The following is a 20,679-nucleotide window of genomic DNA, read 5'->3' as shown; positions in this document are numbered from 1 at the left end:
ATGTGGAGGGAACCACGATGCCCCTGGTGGCGGAGGTCGTACGGCAGCGCCTGCTGGCCTGGGAGATCGAGCGCGTGTTCGGCCGCCCCGGTGAGGGCGCCGATCCGCTCGTCGAGGCGCTGCGGCGTGGCGGCGATCGCCCCGAACTGGTGCAGCCCCGGCACGGGGAGGCGGCCGCCTTCATGGCCGGCGCCCACGCGGAGTTCACCGGCGGCATCGGCTGCTGTCTGGCCCCCTCCGGGCCGGGCGCCGTCCAGCTGCTGAGCGGCCTGTACGACGCCCGGCTCGACCGGCGGCCCGTCCTCGCCCTGGTGGGCGGCGCGCCGTCGACGCAGCGGGTCTTCCTGGACGCCGCCGAGCACTGCGAGGTCCTCACCCGGCCCGACCAGGCGGCGCGGGTCGTCGACCGGGCGCTGTGGGCCGCCCGGTCCCGGCGCGGGGTCGCGGTCGTCGTCCTGCCCACCGACCTCCAGGACATGGACACCGCCGAGGCCCCCGGCGCCGTCCCCGCAGTCATGAGGCACCGCCTCGGCCCGCCCGCCGACGCCGACGAACTGCGCCGCGCGGCCCGGCTGCTGAACGAGGCGGACAGAGTCGCCCTGGTGGTCGGCCCGGATGCCCGGGACGCCCGCGAAGAGGTCGTCCGGGCGGCGGAACTGCTGGGTGCCGGTGTCGCCAAGACCCTGCCCGGCCGCGATGTCGTCGCCGACGACATGCCGTTCGTCACCGGCTGCCTCGGCCGGTACGCCACCCCGGCCGCCGAGCGGCTGCTGCACACCTGCGACGCCGCGCTCGTCGTCGGCGCGGGCGTCACACGGGACGTCTGGCTGCCGGCGGGCGCACGCCCCCGCTGCGTGGAGATCGCCGAGGACAGCGCGGAACTCCCCGAGGGCGAGTACCTGTTCGGCGACGCCCGCGCCACCCTGCGTCAGCTGCTGCCGCACCTGACCCACAAAGCGGACCGCGCCTGGCGCGCGGACGTGGAGACACGGGTGAGTGCCTGGCACGAGGAGCGACGCGGTGAGGCACGCCAGCACTTCGGCCATCTCATCAACCCCGCCGCCGTCGCCGTGGAACTCGACGAACGACTGCCGGAGCGCGCCGTGCTGACCGCCGACGCGGGCACGAGCACCGTCTGGTGGGCGCGCGGCCTGCGGCTGCGCCACGGCATGCGGGCCCTGGTGTCCGGCACGTACGCCGCCATGGGCACGGCCGTCCCGTACGCCCTGGCCGCCCGGCTGGCCCACCCGGACCGGCCCGTCATCGCCTTCGTCGGCGACGGCGCCCTCCAGATGAGCGGCCTCGCCGAGCTGGTCACCGTCAAGGACCTGCTGCCCCGGCTGGCCGGAGGACCCCCGCTGGTGTTCTGCGTCTTCCACAACCAGGACCTCAACCAGGCCACCTGGGACCGCCGCGCCGCCACCGGCAACCCGCGCCTGCCCAGCGCCGCGTCCGTGCCCGCCGTGCCCTACGCCGAGTACGCCCGGCTGCTCGGCCTGGAGGGCATCCGCTGTGAACGCCCTGGGAAGATCGGCGAGTCCTGGGACGCCGCCCTGGCAGCCGACCGCCCGGTCGTCCTGGAGTTCCTGGTCGACGCCGAGATCCAGCCGCCGGCCGCCGAACCGCGCCCCGGGAAGGGGCTGTTCGGGGGCCGGCGGCGCTGAGATCAGCAGATCCGGGGCAGCTGCTCCCCGAGCGGCAGATCCACCACCCGGGTGCCGCCCAGCCCGGTCGACGCCACCACCATCCCCGGGTGCTCGGCGACGCACTCACCGATGAGCGCCGCACCCGCCCCCTGCGGATGCGCACGCATCGCCGCCAGCACCGCCTCGGCGTGCTCGGGCGGCACGAACGCCACCAGCCGCCCCTCGTTGGCGACGTACAGCGGATCCAGGCCCAGGAACCCGCACGCGTTCGCCACCGCCTCCGGCACCGGGATCGCCCGTTCGGTCAGCCGTACGCCGGTGCCCGAGGCGCGGGCGATCTCGTTGAGGGAGGCCGCGAGACCGCCCCGGGTCGGGTCGCGCAGCACATGCAGATCGGGCGTGACCGCCAGCATCGCCGCCACCAGACCGGCCAGCGGCGCGGTGTCGCTGGCGACGTCGGCACCGAACTCGATGCCCTCACGCACACTCAGGACGGCCACGCCGTGCAGCCCGATCGGCCCGCTGACGAGCACGGCGTCACCCGGCCGCGCCCGGTCGGGCCGGATGTCGACACCGTCCGGGACCAGCCCGATCCCGGAGGTCGTCAGGTACACCCCGTCCCCGTGCCCGGCCTCCACCACCTTGGTGTCCCCGGTGGCCACGGTGACGCCCGCCGCCCGCGCCGCCGCCCCGACGGCCCGCGCGACCCGGTCGACGACGTCCATGTCCACGCCCTCCTCCAGCACGAAGGCCGTCGACAGATACGCGGGCACGGCACCGCTCATCGCGAGGTCGTTGACCGTGCCGTTCACCGCCAGGTCGCCGATGCTGCCCCCGGGGAAGAACAGGGGCCGCACGACATGGGCGTCGGTGGAGAAGGCCAGGCGGGCGCCGCCCAGCCGGACCACCGCCGAGTCGGCGAGCGCGGCCAGCACCGGGTTGCCGTAGGCGGGGGCGAACACGCTGTCGACGAGCTCCGCCGACAGCGCGCCGCCGCCCCCGTGCCCCAGGACGACGACCGGCTGGTCGCGCAGCGGGGCGGGACAGGACCAGCTCGACGGATCGACGGGTGCCGTGGCGGCCGTGTCAGCCAACGGGGTTCATCTCCTTCGGGGCGTTCCCGCCCGGTGCGGCGCCGTCCATACGCCGGTACAGGTAGTACGCGGCGCAGGCGCCCTCGCTGGAGACCATCGTGGCGCCCAGCGGGGTGCGCGGAGTGCAGGCGGTGCCGAAGGCCGGGCACTCGGTCGGCTTGATCAGACCCTGCAGCACCTCACCGCTGCGGCAGAGGGCGGACTCCTCGGTGCGGATGCCGGTGACGTCGAAGCGGTGCTCGGCGTCATGGGCGCGATAGGCGTCGGTCAGCCGCCAGCCGCTGTCCGGGATGCGCCCGATACCGCGCCAGGAGCGGTCGGTGACCTCGAACACCTCCTCGATCATGCGCAGCGCGGCCGGGTTCCCGGCGTCCCGTACGGCACGGGCGTAGGCGTTCTCCACCCGGTGCTCCCCACGCTCCAACTGGCGTACGGCGCGGCGGATGCCCTCCAGGATGTCGAGCGGCTCGAACCCGGTCACCACGATCGGCACCCGGTGCCGCTCGGCGAGGTCCGGGTACTCGGCGGTGCCCATCACGCTGCACACGTGCCCGGCCGCGAGGAAGCCCTGCACCCGGCAGGACGGCGCGGTCATGATGGCCTCGATCGCCGGCGGCACCCGCACGTGCGACACCAGCAGACTGAAGTTGCCGATGCCCAGCCGGCGGGCCTGGTGGACCGCCATGGCGTTGGCGGGCGCGGTCGTCTCGAAGCCGATGCCGAAGAACACCACCTCGCGGTCGGGGTGCCGGCGGGCCAGCTCCAGGGCGTCCATGGGGGAGTAGACGACCCGCACGTCACCGCCCTCGCTGCGCACCCGGAACAGGTCGCGGTCGGTGCCGGGCACCCGCAGCATGTCCCCGAACGAGCAGAACACCACCTCCGGGCGGGCGGCGATCGCCAGCGCCCGGTCGATGACCTCCAGCGGCGTCACACACACCGGACAGCCCGGGCCATGGATCAACTCGACCTGCTCCGGCAGGAGTTGGTCGATGCCGTGCCGGATGATCGAGTGCGTCTGGCCGCCGCACACCTCCATCAGCGCCCACGGCCGGGTGACCGTCGCGCGGATCTCGTCCAGCAGCCTGCGGGCCAGCTCGGGGTCGTTGAACTCGTCGATGTACTTCACCGGGCTCCTTCCTCCGTCGTGCGGGGCTCCCCGGCCTCCGCCGCCGCCCGCCCCCAGGCGTCGCCGAACTCCTCCTGAAGCAGCCCCAGTTCCTCGAAGAGCCGCAGCGACGCCCGCGCCGACTCCTCGTCCAGCCGCTGCAGGGCGAACCCGACGTGCACGATGACGTACTCACCGACCCGCACCTCGGGCACGTACTCCAGGCAGACGCGTTTGTGCACGCCGCCGAAGTCGATCAGCCCGGTGAGGGGTTCGCTGCCGTCCTCGATGGACAGGACGCGGCCGGGCACTGCCAGACACATAGGTCACTCCGTGTGGTCATGGATGGCGGGCCGCCACCGCGAGCTGGCCCAGGGCGAGTCCGCCGTCGCCCGGCGGGACCTCCTCGTGCCGCAGCACCGTGAAACCGGCCTCGGTCAGCAGGGACCAACTGGCCTCCTCCAGCAGCGCGTTGGCGAACACCCCGCCGGTCAGCGCGACCGTCGGGACACCGGTGGCGTCCCGCGCGCGGCGGCACACCCGCGCGACCGCCGCCGCCAGCCCCCGGTGGAAGCGGGCCGCGAGCACGGACACCGGGGTGCCGTGCCTCAGGTCCGCGACGAGGGCGCGCAGGACGGGCGCCGGGTCGACCAGCACGGGGCTGCCCGCCGTCAGCGCGAAGGTGTAGGCCCCGGTGTCGGTGTCCCAGGCGGGCCCGGCCGCAGCCTCCAGCTCCAGCGCGGCCTGGGCCTCGTACCCGGCCCGATGGCACACCCCGGTCAGCGAGGCGACGGCGTCGAACAGGCGGCCCACGCTGGAGGTGGGCACGCAGGCGACGTTCCGCTCCAACTGCCGTGCCAGGACGGCACGTTCCTGCGGTGAGCAGGCCGGCCCGTCGTCCCACGGCAGCCCGGCCGCGTAGAGCCGGGCCAGGGCCGTGCGGCAGGGGTTGGCCACGCCGGCGTCCCCGCCGGGCAGCGGGGCCGGGGCGAGGTGGGCGAAGCGCCGGCATCGGTCGTAGTCGGCGATCAGCACCTCGCCGCCCCAGACCGTGCCGTCGTCGCCGTAACCGGTGCCGTCGAAGGCGACACCGATCACGGGGGCGGAGCCGTCGAGTCCGTGCTGGGCCATGACGGAGGCGACATGGGCGTGATGGTGCTGGACGAGCCGCACCGGCCGGCCGTCGGCGTGGCGGCGGGCCCAGCGCGTCGAGTGGTAGCCGGGGTGCCGGTCGGCGGCCACGACCTCGGGCCGGATGCCGGTCAGACGCCGCAGGGTGCCCTCCACCCGCCGGAGCGCCTCCAGCGTGGCCAGGTCGCCCAGGTCGCCGATGTGCGGCGCGAACCATGCCTCGCCGCCTTCGCCGAGACAGGGCGCGTTCTTCAGGTCGCCGCCCACGGCGAGCGCCGGCCGGACGGCGAACGGCAGGGCCAGCGGCCGGGGCACGAAGCCCCGCGAGCGCCGCAGCACCTGCTCGGTGCCGTCCGCCCGGACCCGCAGCAGCGAGTCGTCGCAGGGCGAGGTGATGGCGCGGTCGTGCGCCAGCCAGGCGTCGGCCAGACCGTCCAGCCGGGTCAGGGCCTCCGCGTCGTCGGTGACGAGGGGCTCGCCGGACCGGTTGCCGCTGGTCATCACCAGCAGCCGGGGGCCGGGCGGATCACCGGGCAGCCCGAACAGCAGGGTGTGCAGGGGCGTGTAGGGCAGCATCACGCCCACGTGCGGGCTGCCGGGGCACACACAGGGCGCCAGCGGGCCCCCACGCGGGCGCAGCAGCACGATGGGACGCCGGGAGCTCGTGAGCGCCGCGCGCTCGGCGTCCCCGGCCTCGGCGATCTCCGCGACCGCCGACAGGTCGGCGGCCATCACCGCGAACGGCTTGTCACCACGCCGCTTACGGGCCCGCAGTTCCGCCACGGCCCGCGCGTCACCGGCGTCGCAGGCCAGGTGGTAGCCGCCCAGGCCCTTGACGGCGACGATCCGCCCCGCCGCCAGCAGCCGGCGCGCCAGGCCGAGCGCGTCGGCGCCCTCGGTGGGCCGCAGGCCCAGGCCGGGCGCCGGGACCAGCCGCAGCCGGGGCCCGCAGTCCGGGCACGCGACGGGCTGCGCGTGAAAGCGCCGGTCCCCGGGGTCGCCGTACTCCGCCGCGCACGCGCCGCACATCGGGAACGCGTCCATGGTGGTGGTCGCCCGGTCGTACGGCAGTGCCGTGACGATGGTGAAGCGGGGGCCGCAGTGCGTGCAGGTGAGGAACGGGTGCCGGTGGCGCCGGTCGGCCGGATCGGCCAGCTCCCGCAGACAGTCGGCGCAGGTGGCGGTGTCCGGCGGCAGCACGGTCCGGCCGTCACCCGCCTCGGAGGGGCGGATGACGAAGCCGTCGCCGCCGCCGGTGGCGGGGACCGGCGTGCTCTCGACGCCCGTGACGGCGGCGAGCGCCGGTGTCTCGCGGACCAGCCGCCCGCAGAACCGCTCCACCGTGCCGGGCGGACCCTCCACCTCGATCAGCACCCCGCCGCAGTGGTTGGTGACGAAGCCGCTCAGCGCCTCCTCGGTGGCGAGCCGGTGCACGAACGGCCGGAACCCGACGCCCTGCACCACACCCCGCACCGCGACCCTCAGCCGTACGGCCGCCGTGGCGGGGGCCGTCACAGCGCGCTGTGCCGGTGCTCCGGCGCCGCCAGCGCCGGCCGGTGCGGCGGCGCGCCGTCCCGCGCGGCGAGCACCCGGGCCAGCAGCGGCTCCACGCCGTCGCCGGTGCGCGCACTGGTCCGTACGACGGGCACCCCCGGGTTGACCCGCTCGACGTTGCCCGTGAAGAGGGCCGCGTCGAACCCGGCCGCCTCGGCGAGGTCGGTCTTGGTCACCACCACCAGGTGGGCGGAGCCGAAGGCGGTGGGGTACTTCAGCGGTTTGTCCTCGCCCTCGGTGACGGCCATGAGGACGATCCGCAGGGTCTCGCCGAGGTCGTAGGCCGCCGGGCAGACGAGATTGCCGACGTTCTCCACGAACAGCAGCTCCGTCCCGGGCGGCAGCCAGCCCTCCAGGTGGCCGTGCACCTGACGGGCCTCCAGATGGCACAGCCCGCCCGTCAGCAACTGCTTGACCGGTGCGCCCGAGAGGGCGAGCCGCCGGGCGTCGTTCTCCGTCGCCAGGTCGGCGGTCAGCGCCGCGACGGGCACACCGCGTCGCACGGCCCGCCCGAGGACCTCGGTCAGCAGCTCGGTCTTCCCGCTGCCCGGGCTCGACAGCAGATTGACGGCGGTGACGCCCTGCCGGCCGAGGTCGGTGCGCAGGACGGCGGCCAGATCGTCGTTCTTCGCCATGACGGCCTGTCTGACGTCCACGGACCGGCACATCATGCGGGCTCCTTGCTGGGCGAGGGGGCGGACTCGGAGTCTGCGGGCGGCGACCCGCCGCTGCGATCCTCGCCGCCGGGAGGCCCGCTTCCGCGGGGACCGGCCGGGCAGGGGGCCGGGGATTCCTCCGCGTGGCCGAACGCGAGCGGCGCGGCCGGGTCGGCCAGCAGCCGCCGTACCACCGTGTGCAGCAGCGGCACGGCCGCCGCGACCGCCGCACGCACCGGGGCGCTGAGCCCGTCGACCACATCGGCGTCGTGGTCGGGCAGCCGCTCCGGCTCGCAGGCCAGCAGCACGACACGGGGCAGCGGCCCGTCGGCCAGCCGCGCGGCCATGGCCAGTACCTTCACCGGGTCCATGCCGTGCGCCTCGGGGGCGGTGTCCGCGACGGCGGGCGGCGGCTCGGGCGCGACCAGCGAGAGGGTGCCCGGGGGGTGGCCGCGCGGCGCGGCGTCCACGAGGACCACCGCGTCGTGGCCGTCGAGCAGCGCATAGGCGAGGTCGAGCCCACGGATGCCGAAGTCCCGCACCACCACCCTCGCGGGCAGCGGGTGTTCACGCAGGGCGGTGATCACCTCGGGTCCGAAGGCGTCGTCGGCGAGGAAGATGTTGCCGACACCGGCCACGAGCAGACGGGGAGAGCTCAACGGGCACCCCTACCGGCCGGCGGCGTCGCCGGGCCCCGGCGGCGGCGCCAGCGGCCGGGGCGATCCGCTCGGCACCTTCCGGACGAAGGCGGAGCGCAGCGCGTGGTACGGCGCCATGGGGTCGAAGAAGATGCGGCGCATCCGGGCCAGTTCGTCGCGCCGGTACTCCGCGAGCGGCCGCTCGGCCTCGTCGCGCTCCCGGGCCGCCCGCTTGGCGGCGATCCGCTCCGGCAGCTCGGGAGAGCCGGCGAGCGCCGTCGCCAGCCGCTCCACCTCGTGGCGGAACGCGCCGGGCGCGGCGGGCACCAGCCGGTCGACCAGCCCGAGCCGCAGCGCCGAGGCCGTGCTCACGGGCAGCGCCTCGCGGGTCAGCCGTGCCGCCTGCTCCTCACCGACGCGCCGGGGCAGGCTGTACGTCCAGTACTCCGACCCGTACAGGCCCATGCGCCGGTAGTGCGGATTGAGCACGGCACCGGTGCGGCACCACACCTCGTCCGCCGCCAGCGCCAGCATCACCCCGCCCGCCGCCGCGTTGCCGCCGAGCGCGGCCACCACCAGCCGGTCGGTGGTGCGCAGCACCGCCTCGGCCAGGTCGTCCAGGGCGTTGAGGTTGGTCCAGGACTCGCCGGCCGGGTCGGCGGCCGCCTCGATGACGTTGAGATGGATCCCGTTGCAGAAGAAGTCCCGCCCGCCGCCCAGCACCAGCACGGACGTCGGCCGGGTGAGGGCGTACCGGTAGGCGGCGAGCAGGCGGCGGCACTGGTCGGTGCTCGTCGCGCCGCCCGGGAAGCCGAAGTTCAGCACACCGACGTCGCCGGACCGCCGGTAGCGGATGTCGGCCCAGGTGCGCCGCTCGACGGGCAGCTCCAGCGGGACCGGTTCCTCGGGCAGGCCGCGCGCCCGGTCCCCGAGCACACAGGTCGCGGGCCGGCGGAAGGGCGCCGGGTCGCCGGAACCGCGCCGGGGCCGCAGCTCCGGGATCCACACCGCGCCGTCGCGGGTGGCCCGGCACACGGCACCGTGCCGGGTGGCCAGCAGCTCACCGGGACGGCCCCGCAGCCGGTCCTCCGGGTGACCGCCGTGCAGGAACACCTCCTGGCCGAGCAGTTCGTCGAGCACGCCCGGCCGCGAGTCGGCGCCGCGCAGCTTGCGCAGGACCGTCTCCGTGTCGTCCGCCGCCCAGTCGACGCGCCGCCACTCCTGCCGGAAGAAGTCCCGCCGGACGACCCCGATCGACGGATCGCTCTGCGGCTGCGGCTTGAACCCGCCGCCCGCGTACCGCTCCACGGCCAGCAGTACGGCGGCCACCGCCGCGTCGGACACCTCCTGGCGGTACAGGTCGCTCTTGCCGACCGGCGGCACGGTGAACGGCACCGAGGCCCACACGTCCCCCGCGTCCATCGACGCCTCGGCCTGCAGCACCGTCACCCCCCAGCGGGGCACGCCCTCGGCCACCGCCCAGTCCAGGGAGGACGGGCCGCGGTCACCGGGCGGACCCGGATGGACGATCAGACAGGTATGGGCGCGCCACACGGCCTCCGGTACGGCCGTCCGCAGCATCGGCGCCACGATCAGCTCGGGGCCGAACTCCCGCACGGCCGCACGGACCGCGTCGTCACCGTGCGAGGCGAGCACCACCTCCACCCGGTGCCCGAGGTCGGAGAGTTCCACGTGGACCCGTTGACACAGGCTGTTGAACGCGCTGGCGACGAGGAGGATGTCCATACGGCCCCTTGGCGGCGGGTGAGCGGGGGAGGAGAGGGACGAGTCAGCAGAATCGTCTCTCAACCGCCCGCCGGCGCGGACCGCAACGACCGATCGCCCCGAGTTCCACCGGATGGCGGCGGCCTGTCCGCCGCCCCACCGGGCGCCGATGAGCAGCGGCGACCGCACCGACGGACTTCCGGGCCCGGACAACCTTCTGCTCCGGCGCGGCCCCCCGACAGTCATCCGGTGGACGACCCGCGCGTGACGCTGCTGGACGCGGTCGGCGATGCCGTGGACACTCCGACCACCGGGCGGATGGCGGGGCCGGAGTTCTCGACGGCGCAGGTCGCCTGGAGTTTGACGGCGGGCAGGCGTTACGGCCCTCAGAGGCGGGCGACTTGACCCGCTCCGGTGGTGCGCCGAGGATCAAGGGTCATGATGCCCGGACACGGCAGTACGGTCGACGGGGTGCTGCGGCGCAGCGCCCGGCGCACCCCGGCACGCGTCGCGATCGAGTACCGCGACCGCACCTGGACCTACGAGGAACTCGACGAGGCGGTCTCCCGGGCGGCGGGCGTCCTGCTGGCGCAGGGCCTCGCCCCCGGCGGCCGGGTCGGTGCCTACGGCCACAACTCCGACGCCTACCTCATCGCCTTCCTCGCCTGCGCCCGCGCAGGGCTGGTCCATGTGCCGGTGAACCAGAACCTCACCGGCGACGACCTCGCCTACATCGTCCGCCAGTCGGGCAGCGCACTCGTCCTCTCCGACCCCGACCTCGCCGACCGACTCCCGGACGGCACGGGGGTGTTGGCACTGCGCGACACCGACGACGCGCTGCTCGCCCGACTGGCGGCGACACCGCCGTACGACGGACCGGAGGCACGCGGCGAGGACCTCGTCCAGTTGCTGTACACCTCGGGGACGACGGCCCTGCCCAAGGGCGCGATGATGACCCATCGGGCGCTCGTCCACGAGTACCTCAGCGCCATCACCGCACTCGACCTGAGCGCCGGCGACCGGCCCGTGCACTCGCTGCCGCTCTACCACTCGGCGCAGATGCATGTGTTCCTGCTGCCGTACCTCGCGGTCGGCGCCACGAGCATCATCCTCGACGCACCGGACGGCGACCGGCTGTTCGACCTGATCGAGGAGGGCCGCGCGGACAGCCTGTTCGCGCCGCCCACGGTGTGGATCGGTCTGGCCAACCGCCCCGACTTCGCCGAACGCGACCTCAGCGGCCTGCGCAAGGCGTACTACGGGGCGTCGATCATGCCGGTGCCCGTCCTGGAGCGGCTGCGCGAACGGCTGCCGAAGCTCGGCTTCTACAACTGCTTCGGGCAGAGCGAGATCGGCCCGCTGGCCACCGTGCTCGCCCCGGACGAGCACAAGGGCCGCATGGACTCCTGCGGCCGGACCGTCCTCTTCGTGGACGCGCGTGTCGTTGACGAGGACGGCAAGGACGTGCCGGACGGCACCCCGGGCGAAATCGTCTACCGCTCACCGCAGTTGTGCGAGGGCTACTGGGACAAGCCGGAGGAGACCGCCGAGGCATTCCGCGACGGCTGGTTCCACTCCGGCGACCTCGCGGTGCGCGACGCGCACGGCTACTTCACCATCGTGGACCGGGTGAAGGACGTCATCAACTCCGGTGGGGTGCTGGTCGCCTCCCGCCAGGTCGAGGACGTGCTGTACGGCCATGACGCGGTCGCCGAGGCCGCCGTGATCGGCCTGCCCGACGAGAAGTGGATCGAGGCCGTCACCGCCGTCGTCGTCCCGCGCGGCGAGGTCACGGAGCGGGAACTGCTCACGTACGCCCGCGAGAAGCTCGCCGCCTTCAAGGCCCCGAAGCGGGTCTTCTTCGTGACCGAGCTGCCCCGCAACGCCAGCGGCAAGATCCTCAAGCGCGAACTGCGCCACCGCTTCGGCTGACCGGGCCCTCCGCGCAGCCACGCCACCGGCCCGGAATTCACCGAGCCCACAGGCAGCGCCTTCGACCTCGCCGTGTGGCCCCTGGAGCAGCCTCGTCGAAGTCGAGGACGACGAGACTCCCCAAGGCGCCGAGGCACTGGATGAGGCATCCGAGTGAGTTGCCGCGACCTTGTGGCGGGTCGCTTTGCCGCAGGTGTAGGCCATGCGCTTCAACTGGACGAGCTGTCAGAAGCTTTCGCACGGTTCTCATCTCGGAGGAACTCCCCATGCGTGTTCGTACGCGCATCGCTGCCACGATGGCGGCCTGCCTGCTCGCTGCCACCGGCCCCGCTGTCGCCGCCGAGCAGGGCAGCACAGACCACCGCTCACTGATGGCCGCTCAAGCCGACCTGTTCTCGAACGGCAGCTTCGAGGAGCCGCCTGTTCCCCCGGGCACCTTCCTGAACCTCCCGGCGGGCAAGAGCATCGGGCCCTGGACTGTCGAGAGCGGCTCCGTCGACCTGATCGGCTCCGGGTACTGGGAGGCCGCGGACGGCGGACAGTCCGTGGATCTCAACGGCCTCGGCTCCGGAAGGATCTCGCAGACCTTCGCGACCCTCCCGCAGCAGCAGTACACGCTGACGTACTCGCTCGCAGGCAATCCCAACGGGCTGCCCCCGGTGAAGACCGGCACGGTGTCCATCAACGGCGAGACGGTCCAGACCTTCGTGTTCGATGCGACCGGCAAGACCAGGTCCGACATGGGATACCAGACGCAGACGGTGAACTTCACCGCGACCAGTTCCGCCACGACGCTGACCTTCACCAGCACCACGCTCGGCGCCAACGGACCTGTGATCGACAAGGTCAAGATCTGCGGCTGCAGCTGACCCGGCGACGCCGCCGCGAACCCTGGTCCAGGGCGTTTGCCGGAACCCCGTTGCCCGCGCGGCCGCGTGGCCGCGATGATCGGCTCCATGCCGATCTTCACCGCAGCCGACGGGACCGAACTCGCCTATCACCTCGAGGGAGACGGGGAACCACTTGTCGTCCTGCCGGGCGGACCGATGCGGGCCTCCGCCTACCTCGGGGACCTCGGGGGTCTCGGCGCGCACCGCAGGCTGGTGCTGCTCGACCTGCGCGGCACCGGGGACTCCGCGCCCGCGGCGGATCCGGAGACGTACCGTTGCGACCGGTTGACCGACGACGTGGAGGCGTTGCGGGCCCATCTGGGTCTGGAGCGGATGGACCTGCTGGGGCACTCGGCGGGCGGGAGCCTCGCCACCCTCTACGCGGCCCGGCACCCCGACCGCGTGGCCCGGCTCGCCCTGATCACCACCGCCGTACGGCCTCTCGGTCTGCGGGCGACACCGCAGGACCGGCGGGCGGCGGCGCGGCTGCGACAGCAGGAGCCGTGGTTCGACAAGGCGTATCCCCGGCTGGAGGCATGGCTCACGGGCGAGGGGGAGTGTGACGACGATGTCGCGCCCTTCTTCTACGGCCGCTGGGACGCCGCCGCGCAGGCGCACGCGGCGGCCGAGGTCGAACAGACCAACGAGGAGGCGAGCGACCGGTACTACGCCGACGCCGACCTCGACCCGGCCGAGATCCGGGCCCGCCTGATCCGGCTCACCGCGCCGGTCCTGCTCCTCGCCGGGGAACTCGACGGCGGCCCCCGCCCCGCACTGGCCCGTCGCACCGCCGATGCCTTTCCGAACGCCGAGGTCGCCGTGCAGCCCGGCGCCGGCCACTTCCCCTGGCTGGACGACCCCGCCTGGTTCGTCCGCCGCGTCACCGCGTTCCTCGATGAGGCTCAACTCGGTGACGGAGACGCTCATGTGTCCGCCGCCACCGCCACCTCCCGCGCCCACCGGTAGTCCGCCTTGCCGCTCGGCGAGCGGCGGATGGTGTCCGTGACGACCAGCTGGCGGGGGATCTTGTAGCCGGCGAGGCTGGTGCGGCAGTGGGACTGGATGTCCTCCAGGGAGGGTCTCGGCGCGCCCGGGCGGAGCTGTACGACCGCTGCCACATGGTTGCCCCACCGGGCGTCGGGCACCCCGGCCACCAGCGCGTCGTACACGTCCGGATGGGCCTTCAGCGCCTGCTCGACCTCCTCCGGGTACACCTTCTCGCCCCCGGAGTTGATGCACTGCGAGCCGCGCCCGAGGACGGTCACCACCCCGTCCTTGTCGACGGTCGCCATGTCACCGAGCAGCACCCAGCGCTCGCCGTCCCGCTCGAAGAACGTCTCGGCGGTTTTCACCGGGTCGTTGAAGTAGCCGAGCGGGACGTGTCCGCGCTGGGCCACACGGCCGACCTCACCGGCGGCGACCGGCTCGTGGGTCGCTGGATCGACCACCTGGGTACGGGAGTTGACTCGGATGCGGAAGCCGCGCTCGGGGCCCGCGTCCTGGGTCGCGGTGCCGTTGAAGCCGGACTCCGAGGAGCCGAAGTTGTTCAGCAGCATCGCGTTCGGCAGCAGTGCCTGGAACTGCCGCCGGACCGCGTCCGACATGATCGCCCCGGACGACGACACGCTGAAGAGGGAGGAGCAGTCCGTGCCCTTCATCGGTCCCTCCAGCGCGTCGATCAGCGGCCGCAGCATCGCGTCACCGACCAGGGCGATACTGGTGACCCTCTCCCGCTCGACGGTCCGCAGCACCTCCTCGGGTACGAACTTGCGGTGGATCACCACCCGTTGGCCGAAGTTGAAGCCGATGAACGCCGTCAGCGTGGAGGTGCCGTGCATCAGCGGGGGAGTGGGGAAGAAGGTGATCCCCGACCCGCCCGCCGCCACCCGCTCGGCCAGCTCCTCGGGCCTGCGCACCGGCTCGCCGGTCGGGGCGCCGCCGCCCAACCCCGCGAAGAACAGATCCTCCTGACGCCACATCACGCCCTTGGGCAGCCCGGTCGTCCCCCCGGTGTAGATGATGAACTGGTCGTCGCCCGAACGGGCCGGGAACCCACGCTCCGGCGACCCGCCCGCCTCGGCGTCCGCGAAGGACACACCCACGGTGCCGCCCGCGCCCACCCGGATCAGATGCCGCAGCCCCGGCGCGCTCGGCAGCGCCGCCGCCACCCGGTCCGCGAACTCCGTGTCGAAGACCAGGGCGGCCAGCGCCGCGTCCCGGTACAGGTACACCAACTCGTCCTCGACGTAGCGGTAGTTGACGTTGACCGGGACGATCCGCGCCTTCAGGCAGCCCAGCACCGTCTGCAGGTACTCGACGCCGTTGTACAGGTGCAGCCCGAGATGCTCGCCGGGGCGGATCCCGTGGTCGAGGAGGTGATGGCCGATGCGGTTCGCGGCCGCGTCCAGCTCCGCGTACGTCAGCCGGCGTTCGGCGCCGGTGCCCGGGTGGTCGACGTACACGAGCGCCTCGCGGTCCGGGACCACGTCGACGACCGACTCGAACAGGTCGGCAAGGTTGTACTCCACCGCTCCTCCTGACCTCGCTCTTCACCGGCTGCCGGTCATCAGAGCAAAGGGCGCCACAACTGTGAAGGTCCTGGAGCAAAGAAATCTGACTGACTGTCAGAGAACTCTTGAAGTGCTTCGGCGCCTCCTGCAACCTGTTCTCGTTCTTCGAGAGGGGAGACGGCGATGGGCGGGACCGAACACCTCACCGTGCGGCGCGAAGGCGCCACACTGGTGCTCACACTCAACAGGCCCGAGGCCAGGAACGCGCTCTCGTTGCCGATGCTCGTCGGTCTCCACGACGGCTGGATCCAGGCCGACGAGGACGACGCGATCCGCTCGATCGTGCTGACCGGCGCGGGCGGCGCGTTCTGCGCCGGCATGGACCTCAAGGCCCTCGCCGGGAAGGGGATGGAAGGCCGGCAGTACCGCGACCGGCTCACCGCCGACCCCGACCTGCACTGGAAGGCGATGCTGCGCCACCACCGGCCCCGCAAACCGGTGATCGCCGCCGTCGAGGGCCACTGCGTCGCCGGTGGCACCGAGATCCTGCAGGGCACCGACATCCGCGTCGCCGGCGAGTCCGCCACCTTCGGGCTGTTCGAAGTGCGGCGCGGCCTGTTCCCCATCGGCGGCTCCACGGTCCGCCTCCAGCGGCAGGTCCCGCGTACCCACGCGCTGGAGATGCTGCTCACGGGCCGGGCGTACACCGCCCGGGAGGCGGCGGACATCGGACTGATCGGCCATGTCGTGCCCGACGGCACGGCTCTCGAGGAGGCCCTGGAGATCGCCGAACGGATCAATGCGTGCGGGCCACTCGCCGTGGAGGCCGTCAAGGCGTGTGTGTATGCCACCGCCGACATGACCGAGGCCGAGGGGCTTGCCGCCGAGCTGAAGCGGGGGTGGCCGGTCTTCGACACGGCCGATGCGAAGGAAGGTGCCCGCGCCTTTGCGGAGAAGCGGCCGCCTGTTTACAAGCGGGCGTAGTGCTGTGCTGGGTCGCATGTCGGCTGCCGGCCGGATGTGGCTGGTCGCGGGGTTCCCCGCGCCCCTGAGGGGGCTGTGCCCCCTCGCCCCCCGATCTCCCAAGGAGGCATGCCCCGATGCCTGAGGTTCTCACGGCTCCCCTGACCGTCGAGTTTCCCTTCACCCGCTCCCTCGGCCCCGTCCAGAGCGCCTTTCTCACCGGGCTGCGCGAGCGCGTCGTCCTCGGGGTGCGGGCCTCCGACGGGCGGGTCCTCGTCCCGCCCGTCGAGTACGACCCCGTGACCGCCGAGGAGATCCGCGACCTCGTCGAAGTGGCCCCCACCGGCACCGTCACCACCTGGGCCTGGAACCACGCCCCCCGCCCCGGCCAGCCCCTCGCCACCCCCTTCGCCTGGGTCCTGGTCCGGCTCGACGGCGCAGACACCGGACTGCTGCACGCCCTCGACGCCCCCGCCCCCGACGCCGTGCACACCGGTATGCGGGTGCGGATCCGCTGGGCCGAGGAACGCGCGGGGGCCGTCACCGACATCGCCTGCTTCGAGCCGTACGACGGTGGGCCGGCCCGAGTCACGGGTCACAGCGGTGAGTTCGCCGACGCGGTCACCGGCATCGTCGCCCCCGCCCGCCTCGACTACACCTACGCGCCCGGGCGTGCCCAGTCCGCCCACCTGGAAGCCCTCGCGGACCGCCGGATCGTCGGCGAGCGCTGCCCGGCCTGCCGGAAGGTGTACGTGCCGCCCCGGGGCGCCTGCCCGACCTGCGGGGTCGCCACCGACGAACAGGTCGAGGTCGGGCCGTGCGGCACGGTCACCACCTTCTGCATCGTCAACATCAAGGCCAGGAACCTGGACATCGAAGTGCCGTACGTCTACGCCCACATCGCCCTCGACGGCGCCGACCTCGCCCTGCACGGCCGCATCGGCGGCATCCCGTACGACCAGGTCAGGATGGGGCTGCGCGTCGAGCCGGTGTGGGTGGAAGGGGCCCGGTTTCCCGACCACTACCGCCCCACCGGCGAACCCGACGCTCCATACGAGACCTACAAGGAGCTGCTTTGAATCCTCCCCCTCGCGAAAGATGGGGATTCCTGGCCGGGTTGGAACGAGCCCGGTCGTACGAGGTTCTGGAAGGACCTGCCATGCGGGCCTGGCTCTCGCTCCGCGGTCAGGACTCTACGACTTGGAGACCCGGTGACGCGTGAGATCGCAGTGATCGCCTTCGCACAGTCCGACACCCTGCGCAGCACCGAGGAGCTCTCCGAGGTGGAGATGCTCATGCCCGTGCTGCACGAGGTGCTCGACCAGACCGGCCTGAGGGCCGCCGACATCGGCTTCACCTGCTCCGGCTCCAGCGACTACCTCGCCGGCCGGGCCTTCTCCTTCACCCTCGCCCTCGACGGCGTCGGCGCCTGGCCACCCATCTCCGAGTCCCACGTCGAGATGGACGGCGCCTGGGCGCTGTACGAGGCGTGGACCAAGCTGCTCACCGGCGAGGCGGACACCGCGCTCGTCTACGCCTACGGCAAGTCCTCACCCGGCTCCCTGCGCGACGTCCTGACCCGCCAGCTCGACCCGTACTACGTCGCCCCGCTGTGGCCCGACTCCGTCGCCCTCGCCGCGCTCCAGGCACAGGCGCTGATCGACGCCGGTGTCACCGACGAGCCCGAGCTCGCCGCGATCGGCGCCCGCAGCCGCCGGTCCGCGACCCTCAACCCCCATGCGCAGGCGAGAGGTTCGGCGCCCCGGGGCGCCTATGTCGTACGGCCCCTGCGCACCGGTGACTGCCCGCCCGTCGGTGACGGGGCGGCCGCCGTGATCCTCGCGGCGGGGGAGCGCGCCCGCGAGCTGTGCGAGCGGCCCGCCTGGATCCGCGGCATCGACCACCGCGTCGAGGCCCACTCCCTCGGGGTGCGCGACCTGACCGACTCGCCCTCCGCCCGGCTCGCCGCCGAGAAGGCCGGCGCCTTCCAACGGCCCGTCGACACGGCCGAGTTGCACGCGCCGTTCAGCTCGCAGGAGGTCGTGCTGCGCCGGGCGCTGCGGCTGGACGACAGCGTGCGCGTGAACCTGTCCGGCGGCGCCCTCGCCGCCAACCCGATGATGGCCGCCGGTCTGATCCGCGTCGGCGAGGCCGCCGCCCGCATCCACCGGGGCGCCTCCGACCGTGCCCTCGCCCACGCCACCTCCGGCCCCTGCCTCCAGCAGAACCTGGTCGCCGTACTCGAAGGGGAGCCCCGATGAGCAAGGAGCCCGTGGCCGTCACAGGCATCGGTCAGACCAGGCACGTGGCGGCGCGCCGGGACGTCTCCATCGCCGGACTCGTCCGGGAGGCGGCACAACGCGCCCTGGCCGACGCGGAGTTGACGTGGGCCGACATCGACGCCGTCGTCATCGGCAAGGCGCCCGACTTCTTCGAGGGCGTCATGATGCCCGAGCTGTACCTCGCCGACGCCCTCGGCGCGGTCGGCAAACCGCTGCTGCGGGTGCACACGGCGGGAAGCGTGGGCGGCTCCACCGCCCTGGTCGCCGCGAACCTCGTCGCCGCCCGCGTCCACACCACCGTGCTCACCCTCGCCTTCGAGAAGCAGTCCGAGTCCAACGCCATGTGGGGACTGTCCCTGCCGATCCCCTTCCAGCAGCCCCTGCTGGCCGGCGCCGGCGGCTTCTTCGCCCCGCACGTACGCGCGTACATGCGGCGCAGCGGCGCACCCGACACCATCGGCGCGCTGGTGGCGTACAAGGACCGCCGCAACGCGCTGCTGAACCCGTACGCGCACCTGCACGAGCGGGACATCACCCTGGAGAAGGTGATGGCCTCGCCCATGCTCTGGGACCCCATCCGCTACTCGGAGACCTGCCCCTCCTCCGACGGCGCCTGCGCCATGGTGCTCACCGACCGCGCCGGAGCCGCCCGCGCGCCCCGGCGGCCCGCCTGGATGCTCGGCGGCGCCATGCGCAGCGAGCCGACCCTCTTCGCCGGCAAGGACGCCGTGTCCCCGCGGGCCGGCCAGGACTGCGCCGCCGACGTCTACCGGCAGGCCGGCGTCAGCGACCCGCGCCGAGACATCGACGCCGCCGAGATGTACGTGCCGTTCTCCTGGTACGAGCCCATGTGGCTGGAGAACCTCGGCTTCGCCGCCGAGGGCGAGGGCTGGAAGCTCACCGAGTCCGGGGTGACCGAACTCGACGGCGACCTGCCCGTCAACATGTCCGGCGGGGTGCTGTCCACCAACCCCATCGGCGCCTCCGGCATGATCCGCTTCGCCGAGGCCGCCCTCCAGGTGCGCGGACAGGCCGGGGAGCACCAGCTGGAGCGGGCCCGCAGGGTCCTCGGACACGCATACGGCGGCGGCTCGCAGTTCTTCTCCATGTGGCTCGTGGGCGACGCGCCCCCGGACTCCTGAGGCACCCGCAAGGTCCCCTTCACGTGCCCTGTCGGTGCCCGGGGCCGATCGCTAGGCTGGCCGCGGACGACGGAACCGGGAGGAGCACGGACGTGGCCGAGAGCACCATCCAGCAGCAGCCGCTCGCGGGCTGGGACAAGCCCGAGCTGGACCTCAGCAACGCCGAGTGGCAGTCGAGCAGTCGGGGCCTGGGGGATGTCCAGATAGCCTTCGTCGAGGGATTCATCGCGATGCGCAACAGCGGCAGCCCCCAGAGCCCTTCCCTGATCTTCACGCCCGCCGAGTGGGGTGCCTTCGTGTCCGGCGCCAGGGAAGGGGAGTTCGACCTCACCTGAACCGCCGACGCGGGCCGAACCGGGGGTGTCGGGCCCCTTTTTCCGGACACGCGACCTGCAAACGCCCTGCCGGGGCGGACACCTGAGCGAAGGTGTCACCCAGCAGCGAGGTCGTATCTCCGGAGGTGAGGACCCATGAGCGGTCTGCCGGTCGTCGCGGCGGTCGACGGTTCCCAGGACAGCCTGCGCGCCCTCGACTGGGCCGTCGACGCCGCCCGGCGGCGCGGGGCGCCCCTAAGGGTGGCGCACGTACGCCAGTACGCCGCCTGGACCCAGCCCGGCGTCCCTGTCGTCGTGCCGCCACCCCCGGAGGACGACCCGATCCTCACCGACGCCCGCGCCCATGTGGAGGCCCGGGGCGAACTGCCCGACACCGAGTACGTCGGACTCGACGGCGCACCCGGTGCCCTGCTGCCCGGACTCGGCGGCGAGGCCCAGCTGCTCGTCCTCGGCTCACGGGGCCGGGGCGGCTTCGCCCGCCTGCTGCTCGGCTCCAACAGCATCACCGCCGCGCGCGACGCCGAGTGCCCGGTCGTGGTGGTGCCCCGGCCCGGCCGCGAGGTCGACAGTGCCCCGACCGTCGAACCGGGGCCGCGGGTGGTCGTCGGCCTGAAGGTGGACAGCCCCGACGAGGCCACTCTCGACCTCGCCTTCACCGAGGCCGCGCTGCGCGGCGCCCGCGTGCAGGCGCTCGCCGCCTACCCATGGCCGGTCCAGACCTGGTCCGCGCCCGGCGAAGTGCTCCCCCAGGGCGTCGACCAGGAAGCCCTCGAACACGAGACCCGCACCCTCGCCGACGGCTTCCTCGCCCCCCTGCGCGCCCGCCACCCCGGCGTCCGGGCCGAGCCGTACCCGGTCCCCGGCGACGCGGCCGGCCACCTGGTCGCCGCCTCCAAGGACGCCGAACTGCTGGTGATCGGCCGCCACCGCCGCCGGCTGCTCGCCCCGGCCCGCATGCTCGGCTCGGTCACCCACGCCGTCCTGCTGCACGCCGCCTGCCCGGTCGCGGTGGTGCCGCCGACGCCCGCCGAGGAACGAACGGGCACCTAATGGATGAACCAGGGGTCTATCGT

The 20,679-nt window shown here is 73.5% G+C and carries 18 protein-coding genes; 10 read left to right on the top strand and 8 right to left on the bottom strand.

What is annotated here, in order from left to right:
* The first annotated feature begins 17 nt into the window (after positions 1–17).
* Positions 18–1,664 carry a thiamine pyrophosphate-dependent enzyme gene (locus ACH5AC_RS31620; protein WP_398865677.1) on the top strand — a complete coding sequence of 549 codons (1,647 nt, stop codon included), beginning with the start codon at positions 18–20 and terminating at the stop codon, positions 1,662–1,664.
* Between the two features lie 2 nt (positions 1,665–1,666).
* Here ACH5AC_RS31620 and hypE read toward each other — a convergent pair whose 3' ends face one another.
* From hypE to ACH5AC_RS31585, 7 genes are read right to left on the bottom strand one after another with little or no spacing between them, the layout of a single operon-like run.
* Positions 1,667–2,740: a hydrogenase expression/formation protein HypE gene (gene hypE / locus ACH5AC_RS31615; protein WP_398865676.1), complete on the bottom strand. Its 1,074-nt coding sequence runs from the start codon at positions 2,738–2,740 to the stop codon at positions 1,667–1,669.
* The gene (gene hypD, locus ACH5AC_RS31610) at positions 2,733–3,869 is read right to left on the bottom strand and encodes a hydrogenase formation protein HypD (protein ID WP_398865675.1); all 1,137 of its coding nucleotides are present in this window, start codon (positions 3,867–3,869) and stop codon (positions 2,733–2,735) included. Before hypD ends, hypE begins: the two co-directional genes overlap by 8 nt.
* On the bottom strand, positions 3,866–4,171 hold the full coding sequence (locus ACH5AC_RS31605; protein WP_398865674.1) for a HypC/HybG/HupF family hydrogenase formation chaperone: 306 nt from the start codon (positions 4,169–4,171) through the stop codon (positions 3,866–3,868). Before ACH5AC_RS31605 ends, hypD begins: the two co-directional genes overlap by 4 nt.
* Positions 4,172–4,187: 16 nt before the next feature.
* A complete protein-coding gene (gene hypF / locus ACH5AC_RS31600) occupies positions 4,188–6,494 on the bottom strand; it encodes a carbamoyltransferase HypF (protein ID WP_398865673.1) in 2,307 nt (768 codons plus the stop codon).
* Positions 6,491–7,201: a hydrogenase nickel incorporation protein HypB gene (hypB, locus tag ACH5AC_RS31595; protein WP_398865709.1), complete on the bottom strand. Its 711-nt coding sequence runs from the start codon at positions 7,199–7,201 to the stop codon at positions 6,491–6,493. The genes hypF and hypB overlap by 4 nt, the downstream gene beginning before the upstream one ends.
* Positions 7,201–7,848 carry a hydrogenase maturation protease gene (locus ACH5AC_RS31590; RefSeq protein ID WP_398865672.1) on the bottom strand — a complete coding sequence of 216 codons (648 nt, stop codon included), beginning with the start codon at positions 7,846–7,848 and terminating at the stop codon, positions 7,201–7,203. The genes hypB and ACH5AC_RS31590 overlap by 1 nt, the downstream gene beginning before the upstream one ends.
* A 9-nt stretch (positions 7,849–7,857) precedes the next feature.
* Entirely contained in the window at positions 7,858–9,573 is a 1,716-nt protein-coding gene (locus ACH5AC_RS31585; RefSeq protein ID WP_398865671.1) for an enoyl-CoA hydratase-related protein, read from the bottom strand.
* A 417-nt stretch (positions 9,574–9,990) separates the two neighbouring features.
* Here ACH5AC_RS31585 and ACH5AC_RS31580 point away from each other — a divergent pair, with 417 nt between their 5' ends.
* The 3 genes from ACH5AC_RS31580 (at position 9,991) to ACH5AC_RS31570 (ending at position 13,340) form a co-directional block, all read left to right on the top strand.
* Positions 9,991–11,484: an acyl-CoA synthetase gene (locus ACH5AC_RS31580; RefSeq protein WP_398865670.1), complete on the top strand. Its 1,494-nt coding sequence runs from the start codon at positions 9,991–9,993 to the stop codon at positions 11,482–11,484.
* A gap of 266 nt (positions 11,485–11,750) precedes the next feature.
* Complete coding sequence (locus ACH5AC_RS31575) at positions 11,751–12,353, top strand: choice-of-anchor C family protein (protein WP_398865669.1); 603 nt, start codon at positions 11,751–11,753, stop codon at positions 12,351–12,353.
* Positions 12,354–12,440: 87 nt separating this feature from the next.
* Complete coding sequence (locus ACH5AC_RS31570) at positions 12,441–13,340, top strand: alpha/beta fold hydrolase (RefSeq protein WP_398865668.1); 900 nt, start codon at positions 12,441–12,443, stop codon at positions 13,338–13,340.
* Here the strand turns inward: ACH5AC_RS31570 and ACH5AC_RS31565 are convergent.
* A complete protein-coding gene (locus ACH5AC_RS31565; protein ID WP_398865667.1) occupies positions 13,298–14,902 on the bottom strand; it encodes an acyl-CoA synthetase in 1,605 nt (534 codons plus the stop codon). The two genes, ACH5AC_RS31570 and ACH5AC_RS31565, sit on opposite strands and share 43 nt — an antisense overlap.
* A 165-nt stretch (positions 14,903–15,067) precedes the next feature.
* On the opposite strand from ACH5AC_RS31565, the gene ACH5AC_RS31560 reads away from it, so the two are divergent.
* From ACH5AC_RS31560 to ACH5AC_RS31535, 6 genes are all read left to right on the top strand, one after another.
* Positions 15,068–15,868: a crotonase/enoyl-CoA hydratase family protein gene (locus tag ACH5AC_RS31560; protein WP_398865666.1), complete on the top strand. Its 801-nt coding sequence runs from the start codon at positions 15,068–15,070 to the stop codon at positions 15,866–15,868.
* Between the two features lie 116 nt (positions 15,869–15,984).
* Positions 15,985–16,926, top strand: coding sequence for a Zn-ribbon domain-containing OB-fold protein (locus ACH5AC_RS31555; RefSeq protein WP_398865665.1), 942 nt, complete (start codon positions 15,985–15,987; stop codon positions 16,924–16,926).
* Positions 16,927–17,058: 132 nt separating this feature from the next.
* Positions 17,059–18,108 (top strand): thiolase domain-containing protein, encoded by a 1,050-nt coding sequence (locus ACH5AC_RS31550; protein WP_398865664.1) that lies wholly within the window; start codon positions 17,059–17,061, stop codon positions 18,106–18,108.
* Positions 18,105–19,271, top strand: a complete 1,167-nt coding sequence (locus ACH5AC_RS31545) for a thiolase domain-containing protein (RefSeq protein WP_398865663.1) — start codon at positions 18,105–18,107, stop codon at positions 19,269–19,271. Before ACH5AC_RS31550 ends, ACH5AC_RS31545 begins: the two co-directional genes overlap by 4 nt.
* Positions 19,272–19,363: 92 nt before the next feature.
* A complete protein-coding gene (locus ACH5AC_RS31540) occupies positions 19,364–19,606 on the top strand; it encodes a DUF397 domain-containing protein (protein ID WP_398865662.1) in 243 nt (80 codons plus the stop codon).
* A gap of 135 nt (positions 19,607–19,741) precedes the next feature.
* On the top strand, positions 19,742–20,656 hold the full coding sequence (locus ACH5AC_RS31535; RefSeq protein ID WP_398865661.1) for a universal stress protein: 915 nt from the start codon (positions 19,742–19,744) through the stop codon (positions 20,654–20,656).
* Positions 20,657–20,679: the final 23 nt, after the last annotated feature.

Source organism: Streptomyces sp. NPDC018693 (assembly GCF_044391385.1).
In the GTDB taxonomy this organism is placed as follows: domain Bacteria; phylum Actinomycetota; class Actinomycetes; order Streptomycetales; family Streptomycetaceae; genus Streptomyces.
Note: the sequence above shows the minus strand (reverse complement) of the source record. Positions and strands in the feature narration are given on the sequence as shown.